Below are 23791 nucleotides of genomic sequence, written 5' to 3'. Positions count from 1 at the left end.
AGGCAGTCCTTACGACATTGGATAAAGAAATGCGTAAGAAACCGAAAGCAAAATATAGTGCAAAGCGTGATGGTGACAGAGCGGTATTTGATATTGTGTGTGATCTTCGTAAACAGAAGAATGGCGAGAAATTTATCCGGCTTTATGATAAAGGAGATTTCAGTGAGTATGGTTCTCAGTCAGAGGCAGATGCAGCACTTTGTGCATTGATAGCATTTCGGACTGGAGCAGACCCGGAGGCAATTGATGAGGTATTCCGTAGTTCAGCCTTATATCGCAGCAAGTGGGAGAGGGACGATTACAGAGAAAACACAATTAATGCAGGAATTTCAGCATGTAATGGTGTATTTCACAGGTCGAAGATGGAACATCCTGATTTCATTAAGTTTAGTGAACAGACAGGAGAACCATATGTCAGTGTACCACTGCTTGCAAAGTATGTAAGAGAACACCTGCAGTATATTTTAGTCCGCGATAATGGCAAACAGGCACTTTTGAAATATGTATATGAAGGTGGCTGTTACAGGCTTTATGCTGACAATATGTTCCTTGGAATTATCAAAAAATACATCGCTGATTATGACGAGGAACTTGTGAAAATGAGTAAGGTCAATGAGGTGCTTCAGCATATTTCCACAGACCTTACATATGTGAGTCAGGATATGCTGGATTCAGATGAAAATATCATAAATTTTCAGAACGGACTTTTGAAGGTTACGGCAGCGGATACTGAATTGATGCCACATTCACCGGATATATTTTCAACCATACAGCTTCCATGCGAATGGTCGGAGGAGACTGTTGATACACCTGTATTTGATGCATATATGGACACGCTTACCAATGGTGATGATGCAGTAAAGCAGTTGCTGATGGAGTTTATTGGCGTTTGCATTTCCAATGTAAAGGGCTGGCGTATGAAAAAGGCACTGTTCCTTGTAGGGCAGGGAGATACAGGAAAATCCCAATTAAAAAGTCTTGTAGAGCGTCTGCTCGGCAGAGGCAATTTTATAGGCATTGACCTGAAAGAGATTGAATCCCGTTTTGGAACAGGTGCCATATATGGAACAAGACTTGCCGGAAGTTCTGATATGAGTTTTTTGTCCGTAGATGAACTGAAAACCTTTAAGAAAATGACAGGCGGGGACAGCCTTTTTGCAGAATTTAAAGGTCAGCAGGCATTTGAGTTTACATTTAACGGATTGCTGTGGTTTTGCATGAACCGACTGCCAAAGTTCGGCGGGGATGATGGCAAATGGGTATATGACCGCATTATGGTAGTTGAATGCCACAATGTGATTCCGAAGGAAATGCAGGACAAGCAGCTGTTAGAAAAAATGTATGCAGAGCGTAATGGCATTGTGCAGAAAGCAGTTATGGCTTTGCAGACAGTGATAGCAAATGGCTATCGTTTTACAGAGCCAGATAGTATTGCAAAGGCAAGAAAAGATTATCAGAGTTCTAACAGTACTGTGATTTCCTTTTATGAGAAATGTATGTGTCCGTGGGAGAATGGGAAGATTGTCAGACACTGTACAACCGGGCGGATATATAAAGTATATCAGGCTTGGTGCAGAGAAAATAATCATGGATATGCCAGAACTGCAAAGGAGTTCAGAGAACAGCTTGCAGGCTATCTTGGTGGTACATTTGCAGATGTTACAACGAGGCAGAAGGGAAATACCTATTATAAGGATTTTACGATAACGGAAGAAACCAAAGAATTATATGCTAAGGAATACGGATATGAGGAATCTGAGTTCTTGGCTGGGTAGCAGAGGTAGCAGTACGGGTAGCAGTGATTTCAACAACTGCTACCTATAGAAAGTCAGTAAACACAAGGATTTTGACGGAATGGTAGCAATGGGTAGCAGAACTTTCAACTTCTTAACTGAAAAAAGAAAGTTTAATGCAGAAATAAAATGGCACATAAAAAGGATGATTGTGATTATAAATCTGTAGAAACTGCTACCTGTTGCTACCAAACAGACGAAAACTATTGACTTATAAGGCGTAAATGGAGTAGCAGTTACAAATTTTGCTGCTACCTGTATTGCTACCCGGATGGGAGAACTGCTACCCACAGATGATGGAAGGAGAGAAGGATATGACACACAGAATATTTTATGGCACGGATTTCAAGCTGACTGATTCTGATAAGAAGATGTTTTCGAGAGATGGATATGAATGTAAGGCATTATTACAGGAAAGAAACGGGATGCCTGTGGCGGTATCACAGAAACAGGACAAAGATTTCCCTGTATGGAAAGTACAGTACGGATTTTCCTGTCTGGTATTTCCAACCTATGAAGATGCAATGGATTTTTGCAGAGACAGATTTACTTGCTTAGATGGAAAGGCGGTGTAGCAAATGCAGATGATAAGATATCATCCGTTGATTGATGGAGACACGGAAGGATTGGAGAAAGTACCGATGTTTTTATCAACAGATGAGAAAACAGTCAGGCAGAACAGCAAAATGTATCTGTCTGAGATTATTCCACATTATTACAGGCTTTATTCTAAAGAACCGATGAGCCAGAGTGTTACAGATCATATGGAAGTTCACTGCCCGTTATGTGGTGCAGTATTACGACAGATGGCTCAGAATCACGATACTAATAAACTTGGATTATACACCTGTGACAAGTGCAGGAGATAGAAAAAAGGAGGAGTTTATCATGGTATTTCCATTAACAAAAATGAATAAAGAAGGGACTTTGTTGAATCCCTCTTATGCGTATTATACGGAAGAATATGCACAACGAATGTGCAGCTTATATCTGACGGATGAACTGAACCGGGATGAAACCGGAAGGATTAAAACAACCTACAGGCTGCATGCGCATAATGAGCATAGCGAGGAAGAAGCATTTGCTTATCAGATTCATTGCCCGAAATGTGGCAATTATTTAAGACAGATTGGAAGACAGTTGACATGGAATACATTGGGGCTTTATAGATGTCCTGTATGTGACAGAAAGTAGGAGAAAACATTATGGAGATTAATACACAGATTACAGCACAGCCGGAATATGATATTCAGTTCTGGAATGCGATGAGAAGCAAGAAGACAAGAGAAGATGTATTGGATAAGGGCAGGGATGTTAGTACGGGTACTTACAGTATGCCGAATGCTGCAGCCAGAAAGGTTATGGCTGCAATTGAAAAGGAATCTGATTTCAGAAAGATTGCAACCGTCATTCGTGCTTATAAGAATGGATATAAAATTTTTGCAAAGGACTGTAAAGATAAGGCGGAGTTTGTAGCAGAGGGAGCAGCAATTCCTGTATATGAAAGTGCAGGGGATTTTAATGAAAATACGATAGAAAGTCATAAACTGGCTTCTATCGTGAAACTGGATGAGGATTTTGTCAGTGATGCAGGATTTAACATTGAAAAGTATCTGACAGAAAAGCTTGGGAAGTCTTTCGGAAGGGCAGAAGATGAAGCTTTTATCAATGGTACGGGAAAGGAAGAACCAACCGGAATTCTGAATGATGAAAATGGTGCAGATACGGCATTGACTGCGGAAACACTGAACTATGATGCCGTGATAGATTTATACTTCAGTGTAGATAAGGAGTATAGAAAAAATGGCATCTGGCTTATGAATGATAAGACTGCTCTCACATTAAGAAAGTTGAAGGATGCAGACGGAAATTACCTGTGGAATCCGGCAAGTGACACGATTCTTGGAAAGCAGGTAATACTCTCGGAGTTTATGCCGGATATTGAGTCTGGAGCAAAGCCGATAGCATTTGGAGATTTCTCCTATTATTGGATTGTGGGAAGAAAGCCAGTGTCGGTAAGAACACTGTTGGAAAAATATGTGCTTTATGATCAGATTGGCTACCTTGCGTTTGAATTTCTTGACGGAAAACTGGTAAGAAAAGAAGCAATTAAGGTTATCAAGATGGCAGAGACAAAGGAGTAAACATAAATAGTTTGATTTTAGTTCTACTATAAGAAACGGAGTATCAACCCTTTATATGGCATTTAGTCATATTAGAGGGTAATACCCCGTTCAAATATGCAGTTTGTGTGCGTGAAAGGGCGGCACCGTTGCCCAGCATAAAAGGTGACAGAGATTTAGACCGCCCCTGGGGGCAAGTATCACAGAATCAGAGTGAAAATGACAAAAAAGGAAAAATAGTACAAAGGAGTCAGCTGTGTGACCACCTTGTCGGAAGGAGAGATACTATGAATGCAGAAAGCAATGAAACGCTTCCTGTTAGTGAGAAGTATATGCTCACCATCAAGGAGGCAGCAGCTTATTTTAATATTGGTATAAAGAAACTGAGAAGAATTGCAGAGGACAATCTTGGAACGGTGGCGGTGTACTGTGGAAACAGATTCCTTATTATCCGTCCGAAGTTCGAAGAATTCATCCTTAATTCTTCAGAAATATAGTTCCTTTTATCTGCCGAAAGTAGTTGCTATTACAGGGCATAAGAGCGAACATAGGATGACCCCGAAAACCCTTGAAAACAGCCACTTTTGGCAGAAAGGAAGTGCTTTATGGCAAGACCAGATTTAGGAGAAAAGGATATTTTGAATCCTTCTGAGGCAATCGAATATTTTGTTTTGAGCCGGAGAAAATTTTATGATTTATTGAGTAATACGGATGGAGAAGATTTTCTGGCATACTACGGAGAACGCAAGCTGATTCTTCGTGTAGCCTTTGAAAGGTATCTGCGTAACCATCCAGAACTAAGGAGGCAGGTATAATGGCAAAGGCAGGAAGAGGTCAGACAAGGCGGGATTCCAAACGCAGAGTATTAAGACCGGGAGAAAGCGTAAGGGCAGACGGAAAATATCAATATAAATATCATATTGATGGAAAACCACATTTTGTATACAGTTGGAAATTGGAGCCTACGGACAAACTTCTAAATGGCAAGAAACCATGCCTTTCCCTTCGAGAGTTGGAAAAACAAGTAAACACAGATTTAGATTTGCTTGTGAATATCGTAGACGGACAGATGACAGTCTGTGAACTGGTAGACCGATATTTGAAAACAAAGACTGGAGTAAGGCAAAGCACGAAACAGGGATATGTTACAGTACAGAGATTACTTGCAAAGGAAGCATTCGGTAAAAAGACGATACGAAGTGTGAAAACTTCCGATGCAAAGCTGTTTCTTATCAAATTGCAGCAGGAAGATGGCAAAAGCTACAGTTCCATTCATACCATCCGTGGAGTGTTGCGACCAGCCTTTCAGATGGCGGTGGATGATGACATTCTGGTAAAGAATCCATTCGGATTTCAACTTGCCGGAGTATTGGTAAATGATGCAGTTACAAGAGAGGCAATCACAAAAGATCAGATGAGAAAGTTCTTAAAGTTTGTGCATGACGATGTGGTGTACTGTAAATACTATGAAGTTGTGTACATACTCTTTCATACGGGAATGCGAATATCGGAATTTTGTGGACTGACGCTGAAAGACATTGATTTTGAGAATAGAACCGTGAATATCGACCACCAGTTACAGAGGACATCGGATATGCGATACATTATAGAAACCACAAAGACAGATGCCGGAACAAGAGTATTGCCAATCACAGAGGATGTGGCACAGATGTTTCAGGCAATCATCGAGGACAGAAATGCACCGAAAGTGGAGAAATCCATAGACGGATATAGCGGATTCCTGTTTTACGATGATAATGGAATGCCACTTGTTGCAATGCATTGGCAGCACCGCTTCAATCATATGGTCGGCAGATACAATGACATCTACCGGGTGCAGTTGCCAAATATCACGCCTCATGTATGCCGACATACCTATTGCTCCAATATGGCAAAATCGGGAATGAATCCAAAGACATTGCAGTACCTTATGGGGCATTCAGATATATCGGTCACAATGAATGTGTACACACATATCGGATTCGATGATGCTGAGGAAGAATTGAAACGGATGGAAGAGTTTAGGAAAGCACAGGCGGAGGTTGAGCAGAAGAAGGAGAAACCGATGTCACAGAAAATGTTTAAAGTTGTATAATATGGAAATGGGATGACGCTCTGGCTTAGGCTAGGGCGTTTTTTTCTATGGAAAAGAAGTGAAAAAGACGATATAATAATTGAAACAGACAATATTGAAATTATATTCAGAAAGGGTGAAATTATATGAGCTATAGAGTTACTAAAAATGAGCATGTGATTGATTTAGATACACGATCATTGATATCAGTGCGATATAAAAGAATTACAAAAGCGGTGAATCAGACATTTTGGAATAGTATAAGTGATACGGCACATAGTTTTTATGTCGGGTCATATGGAAGAGGAACAGCAATCAATACAAGTGATTTGGATGTGTTAATTGAATTACCAGATGCCGAATATAATCACTTTTCGAATATATATGGAAATGGACCATCAAGACTTTTACAGTCTGTTAAAAATGCAATATTGGACACATATCCTAGAACAGATATTAGGGGAGATGGACAAGTTGTTGTTATAAAGTTTTCGGATGGTATGAAATTTGAAATATTACCAGCTTTTAAAAATAATACTATTTGGGGATGGGATGGAACATATAAATATCCGGATAGCCATATGGGAGGAAATTGGATGTCAACCAATCCCAAAGCAGAGCAGGATGCGATAAAAGAAAAAAATGAACAATCGAATGGACTTCTGTATGATGCGTGTAAACATATTCGTTATATTAGAGACAACAATTTCCAAAGTTATCATTTGTCAGGAATATTGATTGATTCTTTTATGCACAATGCTATTAAGGGATGGCATTTTTTACGTGATGGAGAGCAACCGTCTGGATGTAGAGAAACTTTCGAGGAAGCAATGTTGAAATATTATAATGAAATTTCTTTGAATGGATATATTACACCGCAGATGCAAGCACCCGGAAGCAATATGAAGGTGGATGCATCAAAAGGCTGGGATGTATTGGGAAAAGTGCTTAGATATATGGTATAGTGCAGAAAGGTAGAAAGTGCTATGGAGGAAAATCAGGAATTATTATTGAATCAGATAATAGATTTGCATGGGAAGGTTGTTTATACATACACAACTCACCATAAAATACAGAATAGATTAGAGCGTATAAATAAAGGAGTTAAGATTAGTCAGATAATACTTACGGCAGTTTCAACGGTAGGATTTTTGGCGACTGTTATAACAAATCAGTATCTGTTGGCGTGGATAGGTGGGATTACATCAGCATTGTCATTAGGATTTAATTTATATATGAAAGATAGTAACTTGGATGATCGAATAAAAAAACATAAGGATGCAGCAGATGAATTGTGGGATGTTCGAGAAGCATATTCGTCGTTGATAACAGATTTTTGTGATTTGCCTTTGAGTGATATAAGGTCAAGAAGAGATGAAATTCAGTGCATATGGTCAGAGATAAATAAAAAATATCCGGGAACAGATAAAAAAGGATACAAAGAGGCTCAAAAGTCATTGAAAGATGAAGAGGAACAGACTTTTAATGAGGGAGAAGCAGAAAATTTTTTGCCTGTAGCAAGCAGGAAGAAAAGGAGTTGACGCATAATGGGAAGAAGAATAAGCAATTCAAAAGAACAATTTTATTATTCATTGATTGAAAATGAAAGACTAAAGGATATGGAGATTTTCAATGTATTAAAAGAAAAATACATGGATTTTTATAATGTGTGTGAAAAATTTGCTGATATTTCGTTGAATGCACCGAAGTATAGGGTGCCTGGTACTTGTGATGTCCAAGGATATTTTCAATTTAAAGATATTGAAAGGGCAAAGCGTAGTGCAAAAGCATTTTTTGCTGATAATTCTTTGAAAAATGTTGATGAATATATGTTAGCAATTAGGACGATGTACAGACTTGCAGTAGATTTTAATGATTCAAGATGCTTGGGAGGAATTGTAAAACCAGAAAATGCAGATTCGTCATATGGTTCTTTTGGAACTTATTATAACTTTGCTGAGATGCCTTCTAATATATGGCAGGATGTAGAAAAAGAAACAAAAGAATTTATTCAAAATCCTTAGTAGTAAACCTTTCCCTTTTACTACCAATTTTACTACTAACAGGTAGTAACAACTTGCTCAATCTTGCTCTGATTTGCCACAATCTGTAATTTCAGAGCAAACTACGTAAATCCCAGAAACCCTTGCAAAACAGGGCATTCCGGGGCAAAACAAGGAGAAACAAAACAATGATAAAAATACTATTTGTTTGTCACGGCAACATCTGCCGTTCCACCCTAGCCCAAAGTGTCTTCACCCACAAAGTCGCATCCCAAGGGCTTTCCGCCCACTTCCTTATCGACAGCGCCGCCACAAGCACCGAAGAAATCGGCAATCCACCGCACCGGGGGACGGTGAATAAGCTGAGGAAGGTTGGAATTCCTCTGGTGCCGCACCGGGCGCGGCAGGTGACGTGGGCGGATTATGAGAAATTTGATTATATCATAGGTATGGACAGTGCCAATATCCGAAATTTAAACCGGATGCTGAAAGGCGATCCAGAGGGGAAAATATATAAATTCCTCACATTTGCAGGTTCAGACCGTGACATCGCGGATCCGTGGTATACGGGTGATTTTGACGCGACGTATGAAGATGTTCTGGAGGGCTGTGTGGGTTTTCTGGCATATCTGAAAGAACAGGGACAGATATAACCCAAAGTTTGATGAGTATTCATTTTAGGTTAAGATAGAAGGAACGGACTGTTTCTGTTGCAATTTATCAGTGTGCTGGAGGAACATCCGGGCGATTCGTGGATTAAAAAATATATTTTCCCGGGCGTAATGGTTCTAAGTCTCTGGGAAATGATTTCTTGTGGTTCAGCAGATGGATTTTATATCCTGGATGTAGAAAATCTACGTCTGCACCAGATTTTATTTACAAAAGGAATTGATAATGACTTGCCGATGACACGCTGGTATTAATAAGTGGAGTGCTTTTTTATTTCCAGCTGAATCCGTTCGCAGAGATCCTTGACCGTGACAAGCTCGATAAAATCCGTTTCCGGAATATCGATCTCGAAGCAGTCTTCGATTTCTGTGATAAAGTATACGATCAAAAATGAATCCAGCCCCAGATCGTCGATCAGGCGGTCAGCTGATGTCAGCGGGCGGGTGATTTCTACGTATTCTGATAGAATGTCTTTTATTTCAACCAGGATTTCTTCCTGCGTCAGTTCGTGTTTCATGAGAAGTTCCTCCTAATATATGTGATTCATGCAGCTATTTTTATTGTAAATTTAATATAGAATCTGTGTTTGTGAGATGATTCTATCTGTGTGTTTATTTTATCATGAAACTGCCCGCTTGAGTAGATATATCCCTTAAAATAGGAGGAGCCGACAGGAACGGACTCCTGTCGGCGTAGGTATGAAAAAGTATATTATGAAAGGTCTTTTGCCTTTACGCGTATTACTATATCGAAAAAATGTGATAAAAGTATGTTCGGAATGTGAAGAAATCATAAATTTCGGAAAATATTTTGGAAGTGGATGGGGGAATAAAAATGACACGCAGATATAAGTTTGTGCAATTTTATTCATAAAAATGAAAATATATGCGTGAAATTTCTGAAAAAGATAGAATGTAAAAAGGTAATATGATATAATGAGCGCAAGTGAGCCAGAGAGCTGCTTGCAGATTTATGGCGAACGGCGAATGGCGATCACGATAGCTGCGTCAGCAGCGGTAAGCATCGAAGATGCGAATCGTGATATAATATGAACACTTACAGAGAACTTGTCAAATCTAGTGTGAATTATAGCTGAACATTTGATGAATCTGAAATAAAGGAGAAAAATAATCAAAATAAAGATTCAAAAAAACATATCTACAAAGAAGAAGGCAGAACATCAGGCGGATGCAAAAACATTTGCCGGAACGGGTTCAGAAAGGACAGGGAACGATGCGGGCGTTTACATTTGAAAATGCGACAAAGATTTATTTTGGCGGAGGCTGTGTGAAAGAGCACCTGCTGGAGGCGGTGAAGCCGTATGGGGAAACGGTGATGCTGGCATATGGCGGCGGCTCGATCAAGACGAATGGCATTTATCAGGAAGTGATGGATGTCTTAAAGCTGGCTGGAAAACAGGTGATAGAATTTTCAGGCATCATGCCGAATCCGACCTACAGCAAGGTGATGGAAGGGAAAAAAGTCGTACAGGAAAATCAGGTAGATCTGATTCTGGCAGTGGGCGGCGGTTCGGTCATGGACTGCAGCAAGGCGATCTCAATGGCGGCTGCGACGGACAAGGACGTCTGGGAGGAATACTGGATCAAAAAGGGCGAGATTGATTTTGAGCCGGTTCCGGTGGGCGTGATTGTGACCGTGGTCGGCACTGGAAGCGAGGTCAACGGCGAGGGTGTAATCACCCATGAGGAACAGAAAATTAAGACGAGCCGGAATTATCCGCGCTGCAATCCGGTGTTTGCGATGATGGATCCGAAATATACCTACACGGTTTCTCCACTCCAGACGGCAGCGGGCGGTTTTGATATGCTCAGCCATGTGATGGAGACATATTTCAGTGCACCGGATGAGGATAATCTTTCGGATGCGATCTCGGAGGCGTTGATGCGGAGTATTATTGCGAACCTGCCGGTGGCGATCCGGGAACCGGAAAATTATGAGGCGCGCAGCAACCTGATGTGGGCATCCACGATGGCGGAGATTGGCATTATCAAATTAGGAAAACAGTGTGATTTTGAGGCGCATATGATTGAACATCAGATGGGGGCTTACACGGACTGCAACCACGGCATGGGACTTGGCGTGATCCATCCGGCGTATTATCGTCGAATTTGCCGGGACGGCATCAAGAAATTTGTGAAATTTGCCGTAAATGTCTGGGGAATGTCACCAGATGGCGGCGATGAGGAAGAACTGGCATTTGGCGGAATTGACGCATTGCAGGCGTTTATTCATGAGATTGGTTTGCCGGGGACGCTGCGGGAACTGGGGATCACAGATCAGAGCCTGCTGAAAACGATTGCTGATTCATGTATCCGCAATGACGGCGGGTATCGGCAGCTGACGCACGCGGAAATCTTGGATATTTTGGAAGAGTGCTATTAGTACAAAGGAGGAAAATCATGCCACACATTGCAATATCTATGTACCCGGGACGGAGCCGGGAAGAGAAGGCAGCGCTGGCCGAGAAGGTCAGAACGCTGGTATCAGAAGAATTAAAGAAGGATCCGAAGGTTGTGACGGTATCGGTTCATGATGTACCGGCTGAGAAATGGCAGGAACATTTGGATGCGATTCCGGGCGAGGAGAGATTCTATTAGAAGTCTAAGTCGGGGTTGCAGAAAGAGGCAAAAGATCATCAGACGATGGATAATATACCAATGGATAATATAGCTCAAGCAGTGTCGGAAAAATAAACTGCAAAAGATATATAATAATGAATAAAAAAGAACGGACTGTTCATAAATAGACAAAAAAGCATAGGATGTAGAAAATAGATATTTGAACTGTGCCGGCTTACAGAGTATCATCTGTAAACCGGGCAGAAAGAAGCACATTTACGCGCATTACTTAGTGGATTTTGTCTGTATGAACAGTCTTTTTTGCAGCATTTTATAATTGAGAAAACATTTCATTTACTCCTTTTAAATTCCCACAAATATTTCTTGACATTTCCCAGTTACATTCATATAATGAACATATGAACAATGATTCATATAAATAAAAATATTTCAAAGAAATCTTGATAAAATCCTGCTTCACTGCTTTCACGAAAGAAGCAGTGAAGCAGGGCAGAAACGCGTAGCATGAAGGGAGAAATCGGATGGCAATTCATGATGTAGAGTGCTGTGAGGAGTGTGCTGTTCACGATGAGGTTGTGCAGTCGGTCCGGGGAATGCTGCCGGATGACGATGATTTGTATGATCTGGCGGAGCTGTTTAAAGTATTTGGTGATTCGACGCGGATCCGGATTTTGTTTGTGCTGTTTGAGTCGGAGATGTGTGTTTGCGACATTGCACAGCTGCTTAATATGACGCAGTCGGCGATTTCGCATCAGCTTCGGATTCTCAAGCAGTCGCAGCTTGTCAAGAGCCGACGGGACGGAAAGTCGGTGTTCTATTCGCTGGCAGACGACCATGTTTACCGGATTATCAACCAGGGCTTTGAGCATATTAAAGAATAGCAAGTTCCTTGAATGATGATAATGGATTGAATGAATGTGAAAGCGGTGCTATCTGTAAAGAAAAAATTGCAGGTCTCGAAAAGCAAACATTAAAAATTTATAACTCAATAAAAAGAGGAGGATTATCATGAAGAAGAAATTTAAATTAACTGATCTGGATTGTGCAAACTGTGCAGCAAAGATGGAGGATGCGATCAAGAAGCTGGATGGAGTCAATGATGCGAGTGTCAGCTTTATGATGCAGAAAATGACGATCGATGCGGATGACGCACGTTTCGACGAGATCATGAAAGAGGTTGTAGAAGTGTGCAAGAAGGTGGAACCGGACTGCGTTATTAATATGTAAAATTGGAAAAGGCATAATCGGATCAAAAGCTGCTTTTTAAAAGAATAAAATCAGATTGTGTAATGCACAGAAGGGCAAAGTAAAAAGATATAGGCAAATGAGCTGTGCCGGCACATTTTCCTATATCTTTTTTTCTAGGAATGTGTTTCCAGAATGAAGGGAGGCTTTATGAATCAGAAGCAGAAAACGATGCTGAAGCGGATCGTCGCGGCGGCAATCGTATATATCGCGGCGGCAGCAGCGAAAAAAATGAATGTATTTGCCGGAATGCCGCAGCCGTGGACAGAGTTAGTCGTATTTTTAATTCCGTATCTGATTATTGGATGGGATATTGTATACAAGGCGTTCCGGGGGATTAAAAATGGTCAGGTGTTTGATGAGAATTTCCTCATGACAGTAGCGACGTTCGGAGCGTTCGGTGTGGGCGAGTTTTCTGAGGCGGTTGCGGTTATGCTGTTCTATCAGGTTGGCGAGCTGTTTCAGAGTTATGCGGTCAACCGTTCGCGCCAGTCGATCAGCGATCTCATGAATATCTGCCCGGAATATGCCAATATTGAAAAAGATGGACAGATAGAGCAGGTCGATCCGGATGATGTGGAAGTAGATGACATCATCGTGGTACAGCCGGGAGAGCGGATTCCGCTGGATGGCGTGGTGGTAGAGGGTGAATCGATGATCGATACCTCGGCGCTGACTGGTGAATCGGTACCGCGCCGTGCGGCAGCCGGGGATGAAATCATCAGCGGATGTGTCAATGGCAGCGGGCTTCTGCGGGTGCGCGTGACGAAAGAATTTGATGATTCGACGGTGGCGCGGATTCTGGAGCTGGTGGAGAATGCCAGCAGCAAGAAGGCGAAGGTGGAGAACTTTATCACCCGGTTTGCCAGATATTATACGCCGGTGGTCGTGATCGCGGCGGTTGCTTTGGCATTTGTGCCGCCGATTGTGCTGGGCGGAGAATTTGGCGAGTGGATTCAGAGAGCTTGTATTTTCCTGGTAATTTCCTGCCCGTGTGCGTTGGTGATTTCGGTTCCGCTTAGCTTCTTTGGCGGCATTGGTGCTGCATCCCGCATCGGTGTGTTAGTCAAGGGAAGCAATTATCTGGAGGCAGTTTCGGAGCTGGATACGGTTGTATTTGATAAGACAGGCACCCTGACGAAGGGCGAGTTTAAAGTGACGGAGCTGTATCCGGCGGGAATCAGTGAGGATGAGCTTCTGGAGCTGGCGGCGTATGCCGAGAATTATTCGACGCATCCGATCGCGGAATCGATACGGGAGGCGTATCGTGAGAGAAAAGGCAGTTTGGCAGAAGCAGAAACTCAAAAGGCGAATGCGGGAACAGCAGAAATCGTTCTGGATGCTGACAATGACACAATAAAAGAGGTGCAGTCCAAAGAGGGTGTGCAGGGAGTAGTACGCAAACCCCTGATCGACTTAACCCGCATCGGTGAAACCAACGAGATTTCCGGTCATGGTATCGAGACAACGATCGACGGTCACAAAGTTCTGGCGGGTAATGGACGCCTGATGAAGAGTAAAAATATACCGTATCAGGAATGCGACGGCATCGGCACTGTGATTTATCTGGCAAAGGACGGAAAATTTGCCGGAAGTATCCTGATTGCCGATACGATCAAGCCGGAGACGGAGGATGCGATCCGTGGACTGAAGGCGGCTGGAATCCGCCGTACTGTTATGCTGACGGGCGACCGGAAAGCGGTCGGCGAGGCGGTGGCTGCGAAGGTCGGTATCGATCAGGCGTACACGGAGCTGCTTCCGGCGGATAAGGTGCAGAAGGTCGAGGAGATGCTGGCGGAGATGACCGGAAAGCGGAAGCTGGCATTTGTCGGCGACGGCATCAACGATGCACCGGTTCTCTCCCGCGCAGATGTCGGTATTGCAATGGGAAGCATGGGAAGTGACGCGGCGATCGAGGCGGCGGACATTGTCCTGATGGATGATAACCCGGCGAAGATTGCAGGTGTGGTTAAAATCGGACGCAAGACAATGGCAATCGCGCACCAGAATATCGTGTTTGCCCTGGCGGTTAAGGCGGTTGTGCTTCTGATGGGCGCGGCTGGAGTGGCGAATATGTGGGAAGCCGTGTTTGCGGACGTCGGTGTTTCCGTCATTGCAATTTTAAATGCGATGAGGGCATTAAGAACTAAATAATCGCTAATATCAAAAAGCTATGGCGGAAGGAATACTTGATGGTTCCGGAAACTGTAGCTTTTTAAATTTGCGGCTCTAAGGGATTTATATATAAAACCAATATTTGCAAGTGGTAAAAGAATAGGAATAAGAAAGAAATCAAGGCTTGGAAAAGATAAAATGCTGGGAATCATACAGGATTTCCAAAATAGTTGTAATAATCCTTAATAAAATAGTAATTGAATCTGACGGAAGAATGAAGTATGATCAAATACCATAGGATATTAGACGGAAAGGAAGGAACAGGATGAAAAAATGGATGAAAACGGCGCTTGTCCTGGCTGCAGCGGTCTGCCTGAGTGTGGCGGCTGCGTTCACAGCACTGGCGGCGCAGACGTTTCAGATAACCGCTTCGATCGGCTCCTGTCTGATTGGTTCGGGGCAGAATACAGTGGATATTTCACTTTCAAGCAACGGTGATACAACGGGGACGGACGGAAAGATTTATCTGTTTGAATTGCGGCCGTATGAGTCGGAGATTGGAAGCCGGACTGATTATGTCAGCAGCGTAGGCGCAGGGGAAACGAGGACCGTCTCGATTCCTTTAAACAAGGGAACTGCCCAGGACCGCCTTTACAGCCGGTTTGTTCCGGCAGTGTTTGACGGAACTGCATTTACGGCAGTTGGCGCGGCACATTATATCACAAATCCGGAGGTGGTTGCATCCAATCAGGATGCGTTTAAGACGCCGCTGACGAAAAAGGGCTTGAATATCCAGTTAAATATGCTCAACGATGCATTTACACTGGGCGTCAAACATGTGGCGGTCAATATCGCATTTTCCCAGTTTTTAGGAAGTGGCATTGATTATGAGTACGATGGAAAAACGTATCATTTTAATAAGTCGGTGGTTGAAAATTATGACAAGGTGATCAGTGCATATATCGGAAAAGATATATCCGTGACGGCGATCGTTTTAAATGACTGGAATGACGCGCACCCGGAACTGGTTCATGCGGGAACTGCGAAATCTTCGAGCGCCAATTATTATATGTTTAACACGAAGACACAGGAAGGATTTGAGACAACGCGTGCGATCTTCGCGTTTTTGGCGGATCGTTACAGCGGCAAGAATCATAATTCAAATTATGCGAAGATTTCCAACTGGATTCTGGGCAATGAGATCAACAACCAGATTTGGAACTACATGGGACCGGCAGATTTGAATGCATATGTATCCACGTATCAGCAGGCATTCCGCACGTTCTACACGGCGATCAAGAGCACAAGTGCGAATGACCGGGTTTATTTTTCACTTGATTTCTGGTGGGGAGCTCCGTATGAGAACCTGAACGATCAGGTGCATTATACGGGCAAAGGCATTGTTGATACGTTTAACGCCTTGGCAGTAACGGAAGGCCAGATGGACTGGGGCATTGCCTACCATCCGTATCCGTACCCGATGACGGAACCGGAATTCTGGGATGATCCGGCAACGGGGCTGGTAACCGAGAGTGCAGATTCACCGATTGTCAACTTTGCAAACCTGCATGTACTGACCGATTATCTGAATCAGGATTCGATGAAGACAGCATCTGGCGAGGTGCGCCATGTCATTCTGACGGAGGAAGGATTTACTGCACAGAGTCTGACGCGTGGCGATGTGTCGGATATCCAGGCGGCGGCATTTGCATATTCTTACTATATCGTAGACAGCAACCCGTATATCGACGCGTACATTCTGAGTCGTCAGGTCGATGCGCCGTCAGAGGTAAGGGCAGGCTTAAGCTTCGGTCTGTGGTCCTGTGATATGAATCAGGGCAATGAGATTGTAGCGGTAAAGGATCGAAAGCTCTGGAGAGTTTTCCACGACATTGATCAGAAGAGATACACGCTGGAAACTTCGAATTTTGCAAAATCAATCATCGGAATTAATAAGTGGTCGGATGTGATTCCGAACTTCCGGTGGAAGTCTCTGGAACAGTAGCGGATGGTAGACAGAGATTTGTAGAACAAAAACTATAAGAAAAAAGTATAAATAAAAAAGTGCCTTTCTTCTCGAAGAAAATTTCTTGAGAGGAAAAGCACTTTTTTTAGAAAATAAACGTATCTGATGTATCGGAGAACCGGGAGTCTCAGATACCATGGATGGTTTGCTGGATTTTGTCTCCGAATCCTGCCGATTTTATCAGATCTTGAGTTCTTATCAGATCTTATTGCTCTGTCTCCAGATATGCATCTTCTCAGCTTCCTTAATCAGCTGATCGCGGAACTGCGGATGTGCAACGGAGATGATAGCTTCGCATTTCTGCCAGGTTGCAAGACCCTTTAAGTTTACTTTACCGTACTCAGTTACCAGGTAGTGCAGGTTTGCACGTGTATCGGTTACGATGGAACCCTGATTTAAGGTCGGGAGAATACGGGACTGCAGCTCGCCAGCCTTGTTCTTGAAGGTGGAGGAGCAGCAGATGAAGCTCTTTCCGCCCTTGGACAGGTAAGCGCCCAGAACGAAGTCAAGCTGTCCGCCTGCACCGCTGATGTGCTTGATTCCTGCGGACTCTGCATTTACCTGACCGAAGAGGTCGAGGTCAACCGCGTTGTTGATGGACATGAAGTTGTCCAGGGCTGCGATGGTGCGGACGTCGTTGGTGTAATCAACCGGAGCACTCATGCAGGCCGGGTTGTTGTTTAAGTAGTCATACAGTTTCTTGGTACCAGCGCCGAATGCGTATACCTGACGGCCTTTGTCCAGTGCTTTGTGAGCGCCTGTGATCTTGCCGGCTGCGGCAATATCAACGAATGCGTCAACGTACATCTCGGTGTGAACACCCAGATCCTTTAAGTCGGATTTCGCAATCAGGGAACCAACTGCGTTCGGCATACCGCCGATACCTAACTGTAAGCAGGCACCATCCGGGATCTCGTCTACGATCAGTTTTGCAACTGCTTCATCGACATCAGTCGCTGCTGCGGCGCCTCCCATCTCTGCGATGGTCGGGTTGCTGCCCTCTACGATCATGTCTACGTTGGAGATATGAACGCCGTTCTCAAATCCGCCGAGGCAGACCGGCATATTTTCATTGACCTCTACGATGACAACCTTGGAAGTCTCGCAGCAGGCTGCCATATGGGAAGCATTTGGTCCGAAGTTGAAATAACCGTGCTCGTCCATCGGAGCGACCTGGAATACAGCTACATCCGGTTTGGTTGCGGACTCACGATAGTATCTCGGAAGCTCGGAATAACGGATCGGAGCATAGAAGCTGAATCCCTGTGCGATTGCCTTTCTCTCGATACCGCTCATGTGCCAGGAGTTCCAGGTCATATGAGCTGCCGGGTTTTCGATCTTGAAGATCTCCGGTACCCACATCAGGATACCGCCGCGGAAGTTTACATTCTCCAGTTCCGGAAGACGTTTTGCGATAGCAGCATCGACTGCTACCGGAGTGCCGGTGGTCCAGCCATAGTCAACCCAGTCGCCAGATTTAACGACGGAAGCAGCTTTTTCAGCGGAAACCAGCTTTTCTGCATACAGTTTCTTGTAATCCATACTTATTCACCTTGTCCTTTTTAATAATATGAAGAAGTCCGTACAAATGCGTGATTCGGACATCCCCCGTTGTTTATCAGTGTATCATCTCCACTACCCCTTGTCAACGAAAGAGGCGGAGGACAAAATAGGGGAAAATGACGACATATTCATATTTATGAATTACAGATATAAGTGTATGTAAATGGAAAAGAAATGACTTTGTCTATTAATTCACAAACAAAATACCACGTTGGTTATAATGCCAGAGAAGACCGCTTTTATTGAGAAAACGGAAGAAAAAAATTGTGCATTCCGCCTAAAGGAGATCAAAACGATGTAGAAATAAGTGGATTGTACGCGGAAAAATGAGAATCTTAAATCTTTATAAATCCATTGATAATTATTTGACAGGAGCCGCGCGGGGTGTTAAGATACAAATACACTATCATATTTATCACTATTTTACTATTTACTGCAGTTGTGTTATTTACGTGGTGGATCATTTTCAAGGAGGATTTTTTCAATGTCTAAGAAAGTCGTAATTGCAAGTGCATGCCGTACCGCAGTAGGTTCCATGGGTGGCCAGCTCAGTACTGTTCCAGCAGCTGAGATGGGTGCCGTAGTTATCAAGGAGGCTCTGAAGAGAGCAGGCGTTGCTCCGGAGCAGGTTGATCACGTATACATGGGATGTGTTATCCAGGCTGGCCTTGGTCAGAACGTAGCACGTCAGATGTCTCTGAAAGCTGGTCTTCCGGTAGAAGTTCCGGCAGTTACCCTGAACGTGGTTTGCGGTTCTGGTCTGAATGCTGTAAACGCAGCAGCAGATATGATCCTTGCAGGCGATGCTGACATCGTAGTAGCTGGTGGTGCAGAGAACATGTCCGCAGCTCCGTATGCTCTGATGAAGGCTCGTTACGGATACCGTATGAACAATGCGACCATGATCGACACCATGGTAAATGACGCTCTGTGGGATGCATTCAACGATTACCACATGGGTATCACCGCTGAGAACATCTGCGATCAGTGGGGTATCACAAGAGAAGAACTCGATGAGTTTGCAGCAGCTAGCCAGCAGAAGGCTTGCGCAGCTATCGAGGCTGGACGTTTCAAAGACGAGATCGTTCCGATCGAAGTTAAGAAGAAAAAAGAGACTGTTATCGTAGATACCGATGAGGGTCCGCGTCCGGGTTCCACTGTAGAGGTTCTTGGCAAGCTTCGTCCGGCATTCAAGAAAGACGGACGTGTAACAGCTGGTAACGCTTCCTCCATCAACGATGGTGCAGCAGCTGTAGTTGTTATGAGCGAAGAGAAAGCAAAAGAACTGGGTATCAAACCGATGGCTACATGGGTAGCAGGCGCTCTGGGCGGTGTAGATCCGAGCATCATGGGTATTGGACCGGTTGCAGCTACCAAGAAGGTGCTGAAGAAGACAGGCTGGAAGGTAGAAGACTTCGATCTGATCGAGGCAAACGAGGCATTCGCAGCTCAGTCTATCGCTGTAGCTCGTGACCTTGGCTTCAACAAAGACATCCTGAACGTAAACGGCGGTGCAATCGCTATCGGACATCCGGTAGGAGCATCTGGCTGCCGTATCCTGACAACTCTGTTATACGAGATGCAGAAACGTGACGCTAAGAAGGGTCTGGCTACTCTGTGTATCGGTGGCGGCATGGGCTGCGCAACGATCGTTGAGAGAGACTAATTTCTGACGCAGAACCGGAGTCGTCGGGGCTTATCCCCGGCGCTCCGGCTGTTTCTGGTTTTACGTATTTCAATTCAAGAGCTTTTTAGGAGGAACTGGAAGTGGGATTTGTAGACTATGAGGTAGACGGACACGTCGCAGTCATAACTATTAATCGTCCGAAGGCACTGAACGCGTTAAACGAGGATGTGCTGAAGGATATTGAAGCTGCATTTGATGCAGTAGACCTTTCCGAAATTCGTGCAATTATCCTGACCGGCGCAGGAGAGAAATCTTTCGTAGCTGGTGCTGACATTGCTGCCATGAGCGTGATGACCAAGGAGCAGGGCGAGCACTTCGGTAAATTCGGCAACGATATTTTCCGCAAGATCGAAACCTTCCCGGTTCCGGTTATCGCGGCAGTAAACGGTTTCGCACTCGGCGGCGGCAACGAGCTTGCCATGAGCTGTGATATCCGTATCTGCTCGGACAATGCATTATTCGGACAGCCTGAAGTAGGTCTTGGTATCACACCAGGCTTCGGCGGTACACAGAGACTCGCACGTCTCATCGGACCGGGCAAGGCAAAAGAGATGGTATTTGCGTCCCGCAACATCAAAGCGGACGAGGCATACCGTGTCGGACTTGTAAATGCTGTTTATACACAGGAAGAGCTGATGCCGGCTGCGAAGAAGCTGGCAGGCACTATCGCAAAGATGGCTCCGATCGCTGTCAGAAACAGCAAGAAGGCGATGAACGACGGACTTCAGACTGATATGGATCAGGCTATCGTGATCGAGGAAAAACTGTTTGGCGGATGCTTCGAGACAGAAGATCAGAAGAACGGTATGCAGGCATTCCTTGAGAAACGGAAAGTGGAGCAGTTTAACAATAGATAGTTAGTTAAATTATAGTTGTATAATTTCAGGAGGATTTGTCATGAAAGTTGGTATTATTGGTGCAGGAACCATGGGTTCCGGAATCGCTCAGGCATTTGCCCAGGTAGATGGATATGAAGTATGCCTGTGTGATATTAACGAAGAGTTTGCTTCCAACGGCAAACTGAAAATTTCCAAGAACTTTGAGAAGAGAGTAGCAAAAGGAAAGATGGCAAAAGAGGATGCAGACAAGATCCTTGCCAGAATCCATACCGGCGTTAAGACTATCTGCAGCGACTGCGATCTCGTAGTTGAGGCAGCAATCGAGAACATGGAGATCAAAAAACAGACCTTCAAAGAGCTGGGCGCTATCTGCAAGGCAGACTGCATATTCGCTACCAACACCTCTTCTCTGTCCATTACTGAGATCGGTGCAGGTCTTGACCGCCCGGTTATCGGTATGCACTTCTTCAACCCGGCTCCGGTTATGAAGCTGGTTGAGGTTATCGCAGGCTTAAACACTCCGGTAGAGATTGTTGACAAAGTTAAGAAGATCTCTGAAGAGATCGGCAAGATCCCGGTACAGGTAGAAGAGGGCGCTGGTTTCGTAGTAAACCGTATCCTCATCCCGATGATCAACGAAGCTATCGGTATCTACGCTGAGGGCGAGGCTTCTGTAGAGGGTATTGATACCGCTATGAAGCTGGGTGCTAACCATCCGATGGGACCGCTTGAACTGGGCGACCTGGTAGGTCTGGACGTTGTTCTGGCTATCATGGAAGTACTTCAGTCTGAGACTGGTGACCCGAAGTACCGTCCGCAGCCGCTTCTTAGAAAGATGGTTCGCGGCGGCAAGCTTGGCCGTAAGTCTGGCGAAGGCTTCTACAAGTACAACTAATATGTACATAAGTCTGGCTGCTTGACCAGATGAAAACATAATAGAGTACCAGATTTTTAAGAACCGCAACGGGGCGGCGCTTAAAGCCGCCTCTTAAGCGTATATAAGAAAATGATGGAGGAATAGACACATGGATTTTACATTAAGTAAAGAGCATGAAATGGCGAGAAAGTTATTCCATGACTTCGCCGAGAACGAAGTAAAACCTTTGGCACAGGAAGTTGACGAGACAGAGCACTTCCCGGAGGAAACTGTTAAAAAGATGCAGAAGCTTGGCTTCATGGGCATCCCGGTTCCGAAGGAGTATGGTGGACAGGGCTGTGATCCGTTAACATACGCTATGTGCGTTGAGGAGCTTTCCAAAGTTTGTGGTACTACCGGCGTTATCGTATCTGCACACACATCTCTGTGCTGCGATCCGATCCAGACCTTCGGTACTGAAGAGCAGAAACAGAAATACCTGGTTCCGCTTGCTAAGGGCGAGAAGCTTGGTGCTTTCGGTCTTACTGAGCCGGGTGCTGGTACAGATGCTCAGGGTCAGCAGACCAAGGCTGTATTAGACGGCGACGAGTGGGTATTAAACGGCTCCAAAGTTTTCATTACTAATGGTAAAGAGGCTGACATTTACGTTATCATCGCTGTAACAGGCGTTGTTGAAGTAAAGGGCAGAAAGAAAAAAGAGATCTCTGCATTTATCGTAGAGAAAGGAACTCCGGGCTTCACCTTCGGTACCAAAGAGAAGAAGATGGGTATCCGTGGATCTGCTACATACGAGCTGATCTTCACAGATTGCCGTATCCCGAAAGAGAACCTGCTTGGCCAGAAGGGCAAAGGTTTCCACATCGCTATGCATACCCTGGATGGCGGACGTATCGGTATCGCTTCCCAGGCACTTGGTCTTGCAGAGGGCGCTCTTGAGAGAACTGTTGATTATGTAAAAGAGAGAAAACAGTTTGGTCGTGCTATCGGTCAGTTCCAGAACACTCAGTTCCAGCTGGCAGATATGGCTACCAAAGTTAAAGCAGCTCAGCTCCTTGTTTACAGAGCAGCCGTTGCTAAGAAGACACAGAAAACCTATTCTGTAGAAGCAGCTATGGCTAAACTGTATGCAGCAGAGGTTGCTATGGAAGTTACAACCAAGGCTGTACAGCTTCACGGTGGTTACGGCTACACGAGAGAGTACGACGTAGAGCGTATGATGCGTGATGCTAAGATCACTGAGATCTACGAGGGTACATCTGAGGTTCAGAGAATGGTTATCTCCGCTGATCTGTTAAAATAATTCAGTCTGCAGAGAAATCAGAACAATCTCAGTCCTAGAGAAAAAAGAAAAAAATAAGGAGTGAAAATACCGTGAAAATTGTAGTTTGTGTAAAACAGGTTCCGGATACCAAAGGCGGAGTTAAATTTAACCCGGATGGTACTCTTGACAGAAGCGCAATGCTGGCAATCATGAACCCAGATGATAAAGCAGGTCTGGAGGCAGCGCTTCGCTTAAAAGATCAGTATGGTGCAGAAGTTACCGTAGTTACTATGGGTCTTCCGAAGGCTGAAGAGGTTCTTCGCGAGGCTATGGCTATGGGCGCAGACAATGGTGTTCTTGTAACTGACCGTGTACTTGGTGGTGCAGATACCTGGGCTACTTCCCAGACAATCGCAGGCGCACTTCGCAACTTGGATTATGACTTAATCATTACTGGCCGTCAGGCTATCGATGGCGATACCGCTCAGGTAGGTCCGCAGATCTCCGAGCACCTTGGCCTTCCGGTAATCAGCTACGCTCAGAAGATTCGTGAAGTAAACGAAGCTGAGAAATACATCGTAGTTGAGCGTCAGTATGATGATAGATATCATGTAGTAAAAGCACAGCTTCCGTGTCTTTTAACCGCTCTTGCAGAGTTAAACGAGCCGCGTTATATGACTCCGGGCGGAATCTTTGATGCATATGCAAAAGAGATCACCGTTTGGGGCAGAAAAGATCTGAAAGAGGTTGAGGATTCCAACCTTGGTCTGAAGGGATCACCGACACAGATCGCAAAAGCTTCCGATAAGGTAAGAAAGGGTGCTGGCGAGAAAGTAGAACTGGATCCGGCAGCTTCCGCAGATTATATCGTTGGCAAACTGGCAGAGAAACACATTATCTAATTATTTTATAGAAA

Annotated in this window: 25 protein-coding genes and 1 pseudogene; 24 read left to right on the top strand and 2 right to left on the bottom strand. The window is 44.4% G+C overall.

What is annotated here, in order from left to right:
- Nucleotides 1–29: 29 nt before the first annotated feature.
- From DWV73_RS05880 to DWV73_RS05820, 13 genes and pseudogenes are all read left to right on the top strand, one after another.
- Nucleotides 30–1775: a phage/plasmid primase, P4 family gene (locus DWV73_RS05880; protein WP_207661058.1), complete on the top strand. Its 1746-nt coding sequence runs from the start codon at nucleotides 30–32 to the stop codon at nucleotides 1773–1775.
- A 332-nt stretch (nucleotides 1776–2107) separates the two neighbouring features.
- The gene (locus DWV73_RS05875) at nucleotides 2108–2368 is read left to right on the top strand and encodes a hypothetical protein (RefSeq protein WP_147341929.1); all 261 of its coding nucleotides are present in this window, start codon (nucleotides 2108–2110) and stop codon (nucleotides 2366–2368) included.
- Between the two features lie 3 nt (nucleotides 2369–2371).
- On the top strand, nucleotides 2372–2662 hold the full coding sequence (locus DWV73_RS05870) for a hypothetical protein (protein ID WP_117796116.1): 291 nt from the start codon (nucleotides 2372–2374) through the stop codon (nucleotides 2660–2662).
- Nucleotides 2663–2681: 19 nt separating this feature from the next.
- Nucleotides 2682–2987, top strand: a complete 306-nt coding sequence (locus DWV73_RS05865) for a hypothetical protein (RefSeq protein ID WP_117796115.1) — start codon at nucleotides 2682–2684, stop codon at nucleotides 2985–2987.
- An 11-nt stretch (nucleotides 2988–2998) separates the two neighbouring features.
- Nucleotides 2999–3937 carry a phage major capsid protein gene (locus DWV73_RS05860; protein ID WP_117796114.1) on the top strand — a complete coding sequence of 313 codons (939 nt, stop codon included), beginning with the start codon at nucleotides 2999–3001 and terminating at the stop codon, nucleotides 3935–3937.
- Between the two features lie 266 nt (nucleotides 3938–4203).
- On the top strand, nucleotides 4204–4413 hold the full coding sequence (locus tag DWV73_RS05855; RefSeq protein ID WP_117449272.1) for an excisionase: 210 nt from the start codon (nucleotides 4204–4206) through the stop codon (nucleotides 4411–4413).
- A 108-nt stretch (nucleotides 4414–4521) separates the two neighbouring features.
- Complete coding sequence (locus DWV73_RS05850) at nucleotides 4522–4731, top strand: excisionase (RefSeq protein ID WP_117796113.1); 210 nt, start codon at nucleotides 4522–4524, stop codon at nucleotides 4729–4731.
- The gene (locus DWV73_RS05845) at nucleotides 4731–6011 is read left to right on the top strand and encodes a site-specific integrase (RefSeq protein WP_117796112.1); all 1281 of its coding nucleotides are present in this window, start codon (nucleotides 4731–4733) and stop codon (nucleotides 6009–6011) included. The genes DWV73_RS05850 and DWV73_RS05845 overlap by 1 nt, the downstream gene beginning before the upstream one ends.
- A gap of 125 nt (nucleotides 6012–6136) precedes the next feature.
- Nucleotides 6137–6955 carry a nucleotidyltransferase domain-containing protein gene (locus tag DWV73_RS05840; protein WP_117796111.1) on the top strand — a complete coding sequence of 273 codons (819 nt, stop codon included), beginning with the start codon at nucleotides 6137–6139 and terminating at the stop codon, nucleotides 6953–6955.
- A gap of 21 nt (nucleotides 6956–6976) precedes the next feature.
- A complete protein-coding gene (locus DWV73_RS05835) occupies nucleotides 6977–7531 on the top strand; it encodes an SLATT domain-containing protein (RefSeq protein WP_117796110.1) in 555 nt (184 codons plus the stop codon).
- Between the two features lie 6 nt (nucleotides 7532–7537).
- Nucleotides 7538–8014, top strand: coding sequence for a hypothetical protein (locus DWV73_RS05830; RefSeq protein WP_117796109.1), 477 nt, complete (start codon nucleotides 7538–7540; stop codon nucleotides 8012–8014).
- Between the two features lie 167 nt (nucleotides 8015–8181).
- Complete coding sequence (locus DWV73_RS05825) at nucleotides 8182–8646, top strand: low molecular weight protein-tyrosine-phosphatase (RefSeq protein WP_117796108.1); 465 nt, start codon at nucleotides 8182–8184, stop codon at nucleotides 8644–8646.
- Nucleotides 8647–8691: 45 nt separating this feature from the next.
- Nucleotides 8692–8916, top strand: a pseudogene (locus DWV73_RS05820) (SAM-dependent methyltransferase); the annotation flags it as partial.
- On the opposite strand, the gene DWV73_RS05815 reads toward DWV73_RS05820, so the two are convergent.
- On the bottom strand, nucleotides 8913–9179 hold the full coding sequence (locus tag DWV73_RS05815; protein ID WP_107001355.1) for a phosphopantetheine-binding protein: 267 nt from the start codon (nucleotides 9177–9179) through the stop codon (nucleotides 8913–8915). The pseudogene DWV73_RS05820 and the gene DWV73_RS05815 sit on opposite strands and share 4 nt — an antisense overlap.
- A gap of 716 nt (nucleotides 9180–9895) precedes the next feature.
- Here DWV73_RS05815 and DWV73_RS05810 point away from each other — a divergent pair.
- The 6 genes from DWV73_RS05810 to DWV73_RS05785 all read left to right on the top strand — a co-directional run bounded on the left by DWV73_RS05810 (nucleotide 9896) and on the right by DWV73_RS05785 (nucleotide 16627).
- Entirely contained in the window at nucleotides 9896–11065 is a 1170-nt protein-coding gene (locus DWV73_RS05810) for an iron-containing alcohol dehydrogenase (protein ID WP_107001505.1), read from the top strand.
- Between the two features lie 17 nt (nucleotides 11066–11082).
- Nucleotides 11083–11280, top strand: a complete 198-nt coding sequence (locus DWV73_RS05805; RefSeq protein ID WP_117796107.1) for a tautomerase family protein — start codon at nucleotides 11083–11085, stop codon at nucleotides 11278–11280.
- Nucleotides 11281–11783: 503 nt separating this feature from the next.
- A complete protein-coding gene (locus DWV73_RS05800; RefSeq protein WP_022358591.1) occupies nucleotides 11784–12143 on the top strand; it encodes a metalloregulator ArsR/SmtB family transcription factor in 360 nt (119 codons plus the stop codon).
- A 127-nt stretch (nucleotides 12144–12270) separates the two neighbouring features.
- The gene (locus DWV73_RS05795; RefSeq protein WP_117796106.1) at nucleotides 12271–12489 is read left to right on the top strand and encodes a cation transporter; all 219 of its coding nucleotides are present in this window, start codon (nucleotides 12271–12273) and stop codon (nucleotides 12487–12489) included.
- Nucleotides 12490–12657: 168 nt separating this feature from the next.
- Nucleotides 12658–14661, top strand: a complete 2004-nt coding sequence (locus tag DWV73_RS05790) for a heavy metal translocating P-type ATPase (protein ID WP_117796105.1) — start codon at nucleotides 12658–12660, stop codon at nucleotides 14659–14661.
- A 286-nt stretch (nucleotides 14662–14947) separates the two neighbouring features.
- On the top strand, nucleotides 14948–16627 hold the full coding sequence (locus tag DWV73_RS05785) for a DUF5722 domain-containing protein (RefSeq protein ID WP_117796104.1): 1680 nt from the start codon (nucleotides 14948–14950) through the stop codon (nucleotides 16625–16627).
- A gap of 219 nt (nucleotides 16628–16846) precedes the next feature.
- Here the strand turns inward: DWV73_RS05785 and DWV73_RS05780 are convergent, their stop codons facing one another.
- The gene (locus DWV73_RS05780; protein ID WP_107001359.1) at nucleotides 16847–18190 is read right to left on the bottom strand and encodes a butyryl-CoA:acetate CoA-transferase; all 1344 of its coding nucleotides are present in this window, start codon (nucleotides 18188–18190) and stop codon (nucleotides 16847–16849) included.
- 505 nt (nucleotides 18191–18695) lie between these two features.
- Between DWV73_RS05780 and DWV73_RS05775 the strand changes: the two genes are divergently transcribed.
- The 5 genes from DWV73_RS05775 to DWV73_RS05755 all read left to right on the top strand — a co-directional run bounded on the left by DWV73_RS05775 (nucleotide 18696) and on the right by DWV73_RS05755 (nucleotide 23777).
- Complete coding sequence (locus DWV73_RS05775; RefSeq protein ID WP_107001360.1) at nucleotides 18696–19877, top strand: acetyl-CoA C-acetyltransferase; 1182 nt, start codon at nucleotides 18696–18698, stop codon at nucleotides 19875–19877.
- Between the two features lie 101 nt (nucleotides 19878–19978).
- Complete coding sequence (locus tag DWV73_RS05770) at nucleotides 19979–20755, top strand: enoyl-CoA hydratase-related protein (protein WP_117796103.1); 777 nt, start codon at nucleotides 19979–19981, stop codon at nucleotides 20753–20755.
- Between the two features lie 40 nt (nucleotides 20756–20795).
- Nucleotides 20796–21632 (top strand): 3-hydroxyacyl-CoA dehydrogenase NAD-binding domain-containing protein, encoded by an 837-nt coding sequence (locus tag DWV73_RS05765; protein WP_117796102.1) that lies wholly within the window; start codon nucleotides 20796–20798, stop codon nucleotides 21630–21632.
- A 130-nt stretch (nucleotides 21633–21762) separates the two neighbouring features.
- Nucleotides 21763–22914, top strand: a complete 1152-nt coding sequence (locus DWV73_RS05760; RefSeq protein ID WP_107001362.1) for an acyl-CoA dehydrogenase — start codon at nucleotides 21763–21765, stop codon at nucleotides 22912–22914.
- Nucleotides 22915–22985: 71 nt separating this feature from the next.
- Entirely contained in the window at nucleotides 22986–23777 is a 792-nt protein-coding gene (locus tag DWV73_RS05755) for an electron transfer flavoprotein subunit beta/FixA family protein (protein ID WP_107001363.1), read from the top strand.
- Nucleotides 23778–23791: the final 14 nt, after the last annotated feature.

It is taken from the genome of Clostridium sp. AF12-41 (assembly GCF_003461685.1).
In the GTDB taxonomy this organism is placed as follows: Bacteria; Bacillota; Clostridia; order Lachnospirales; family Lachnospiraceae; genus Otoolea; species Otoolea fessa.
The sequence above is the reverse complement of the archived record's forward strand: the minus strand, read 5'-3'. Positions and strand labels throughout refer to the sequence as shown.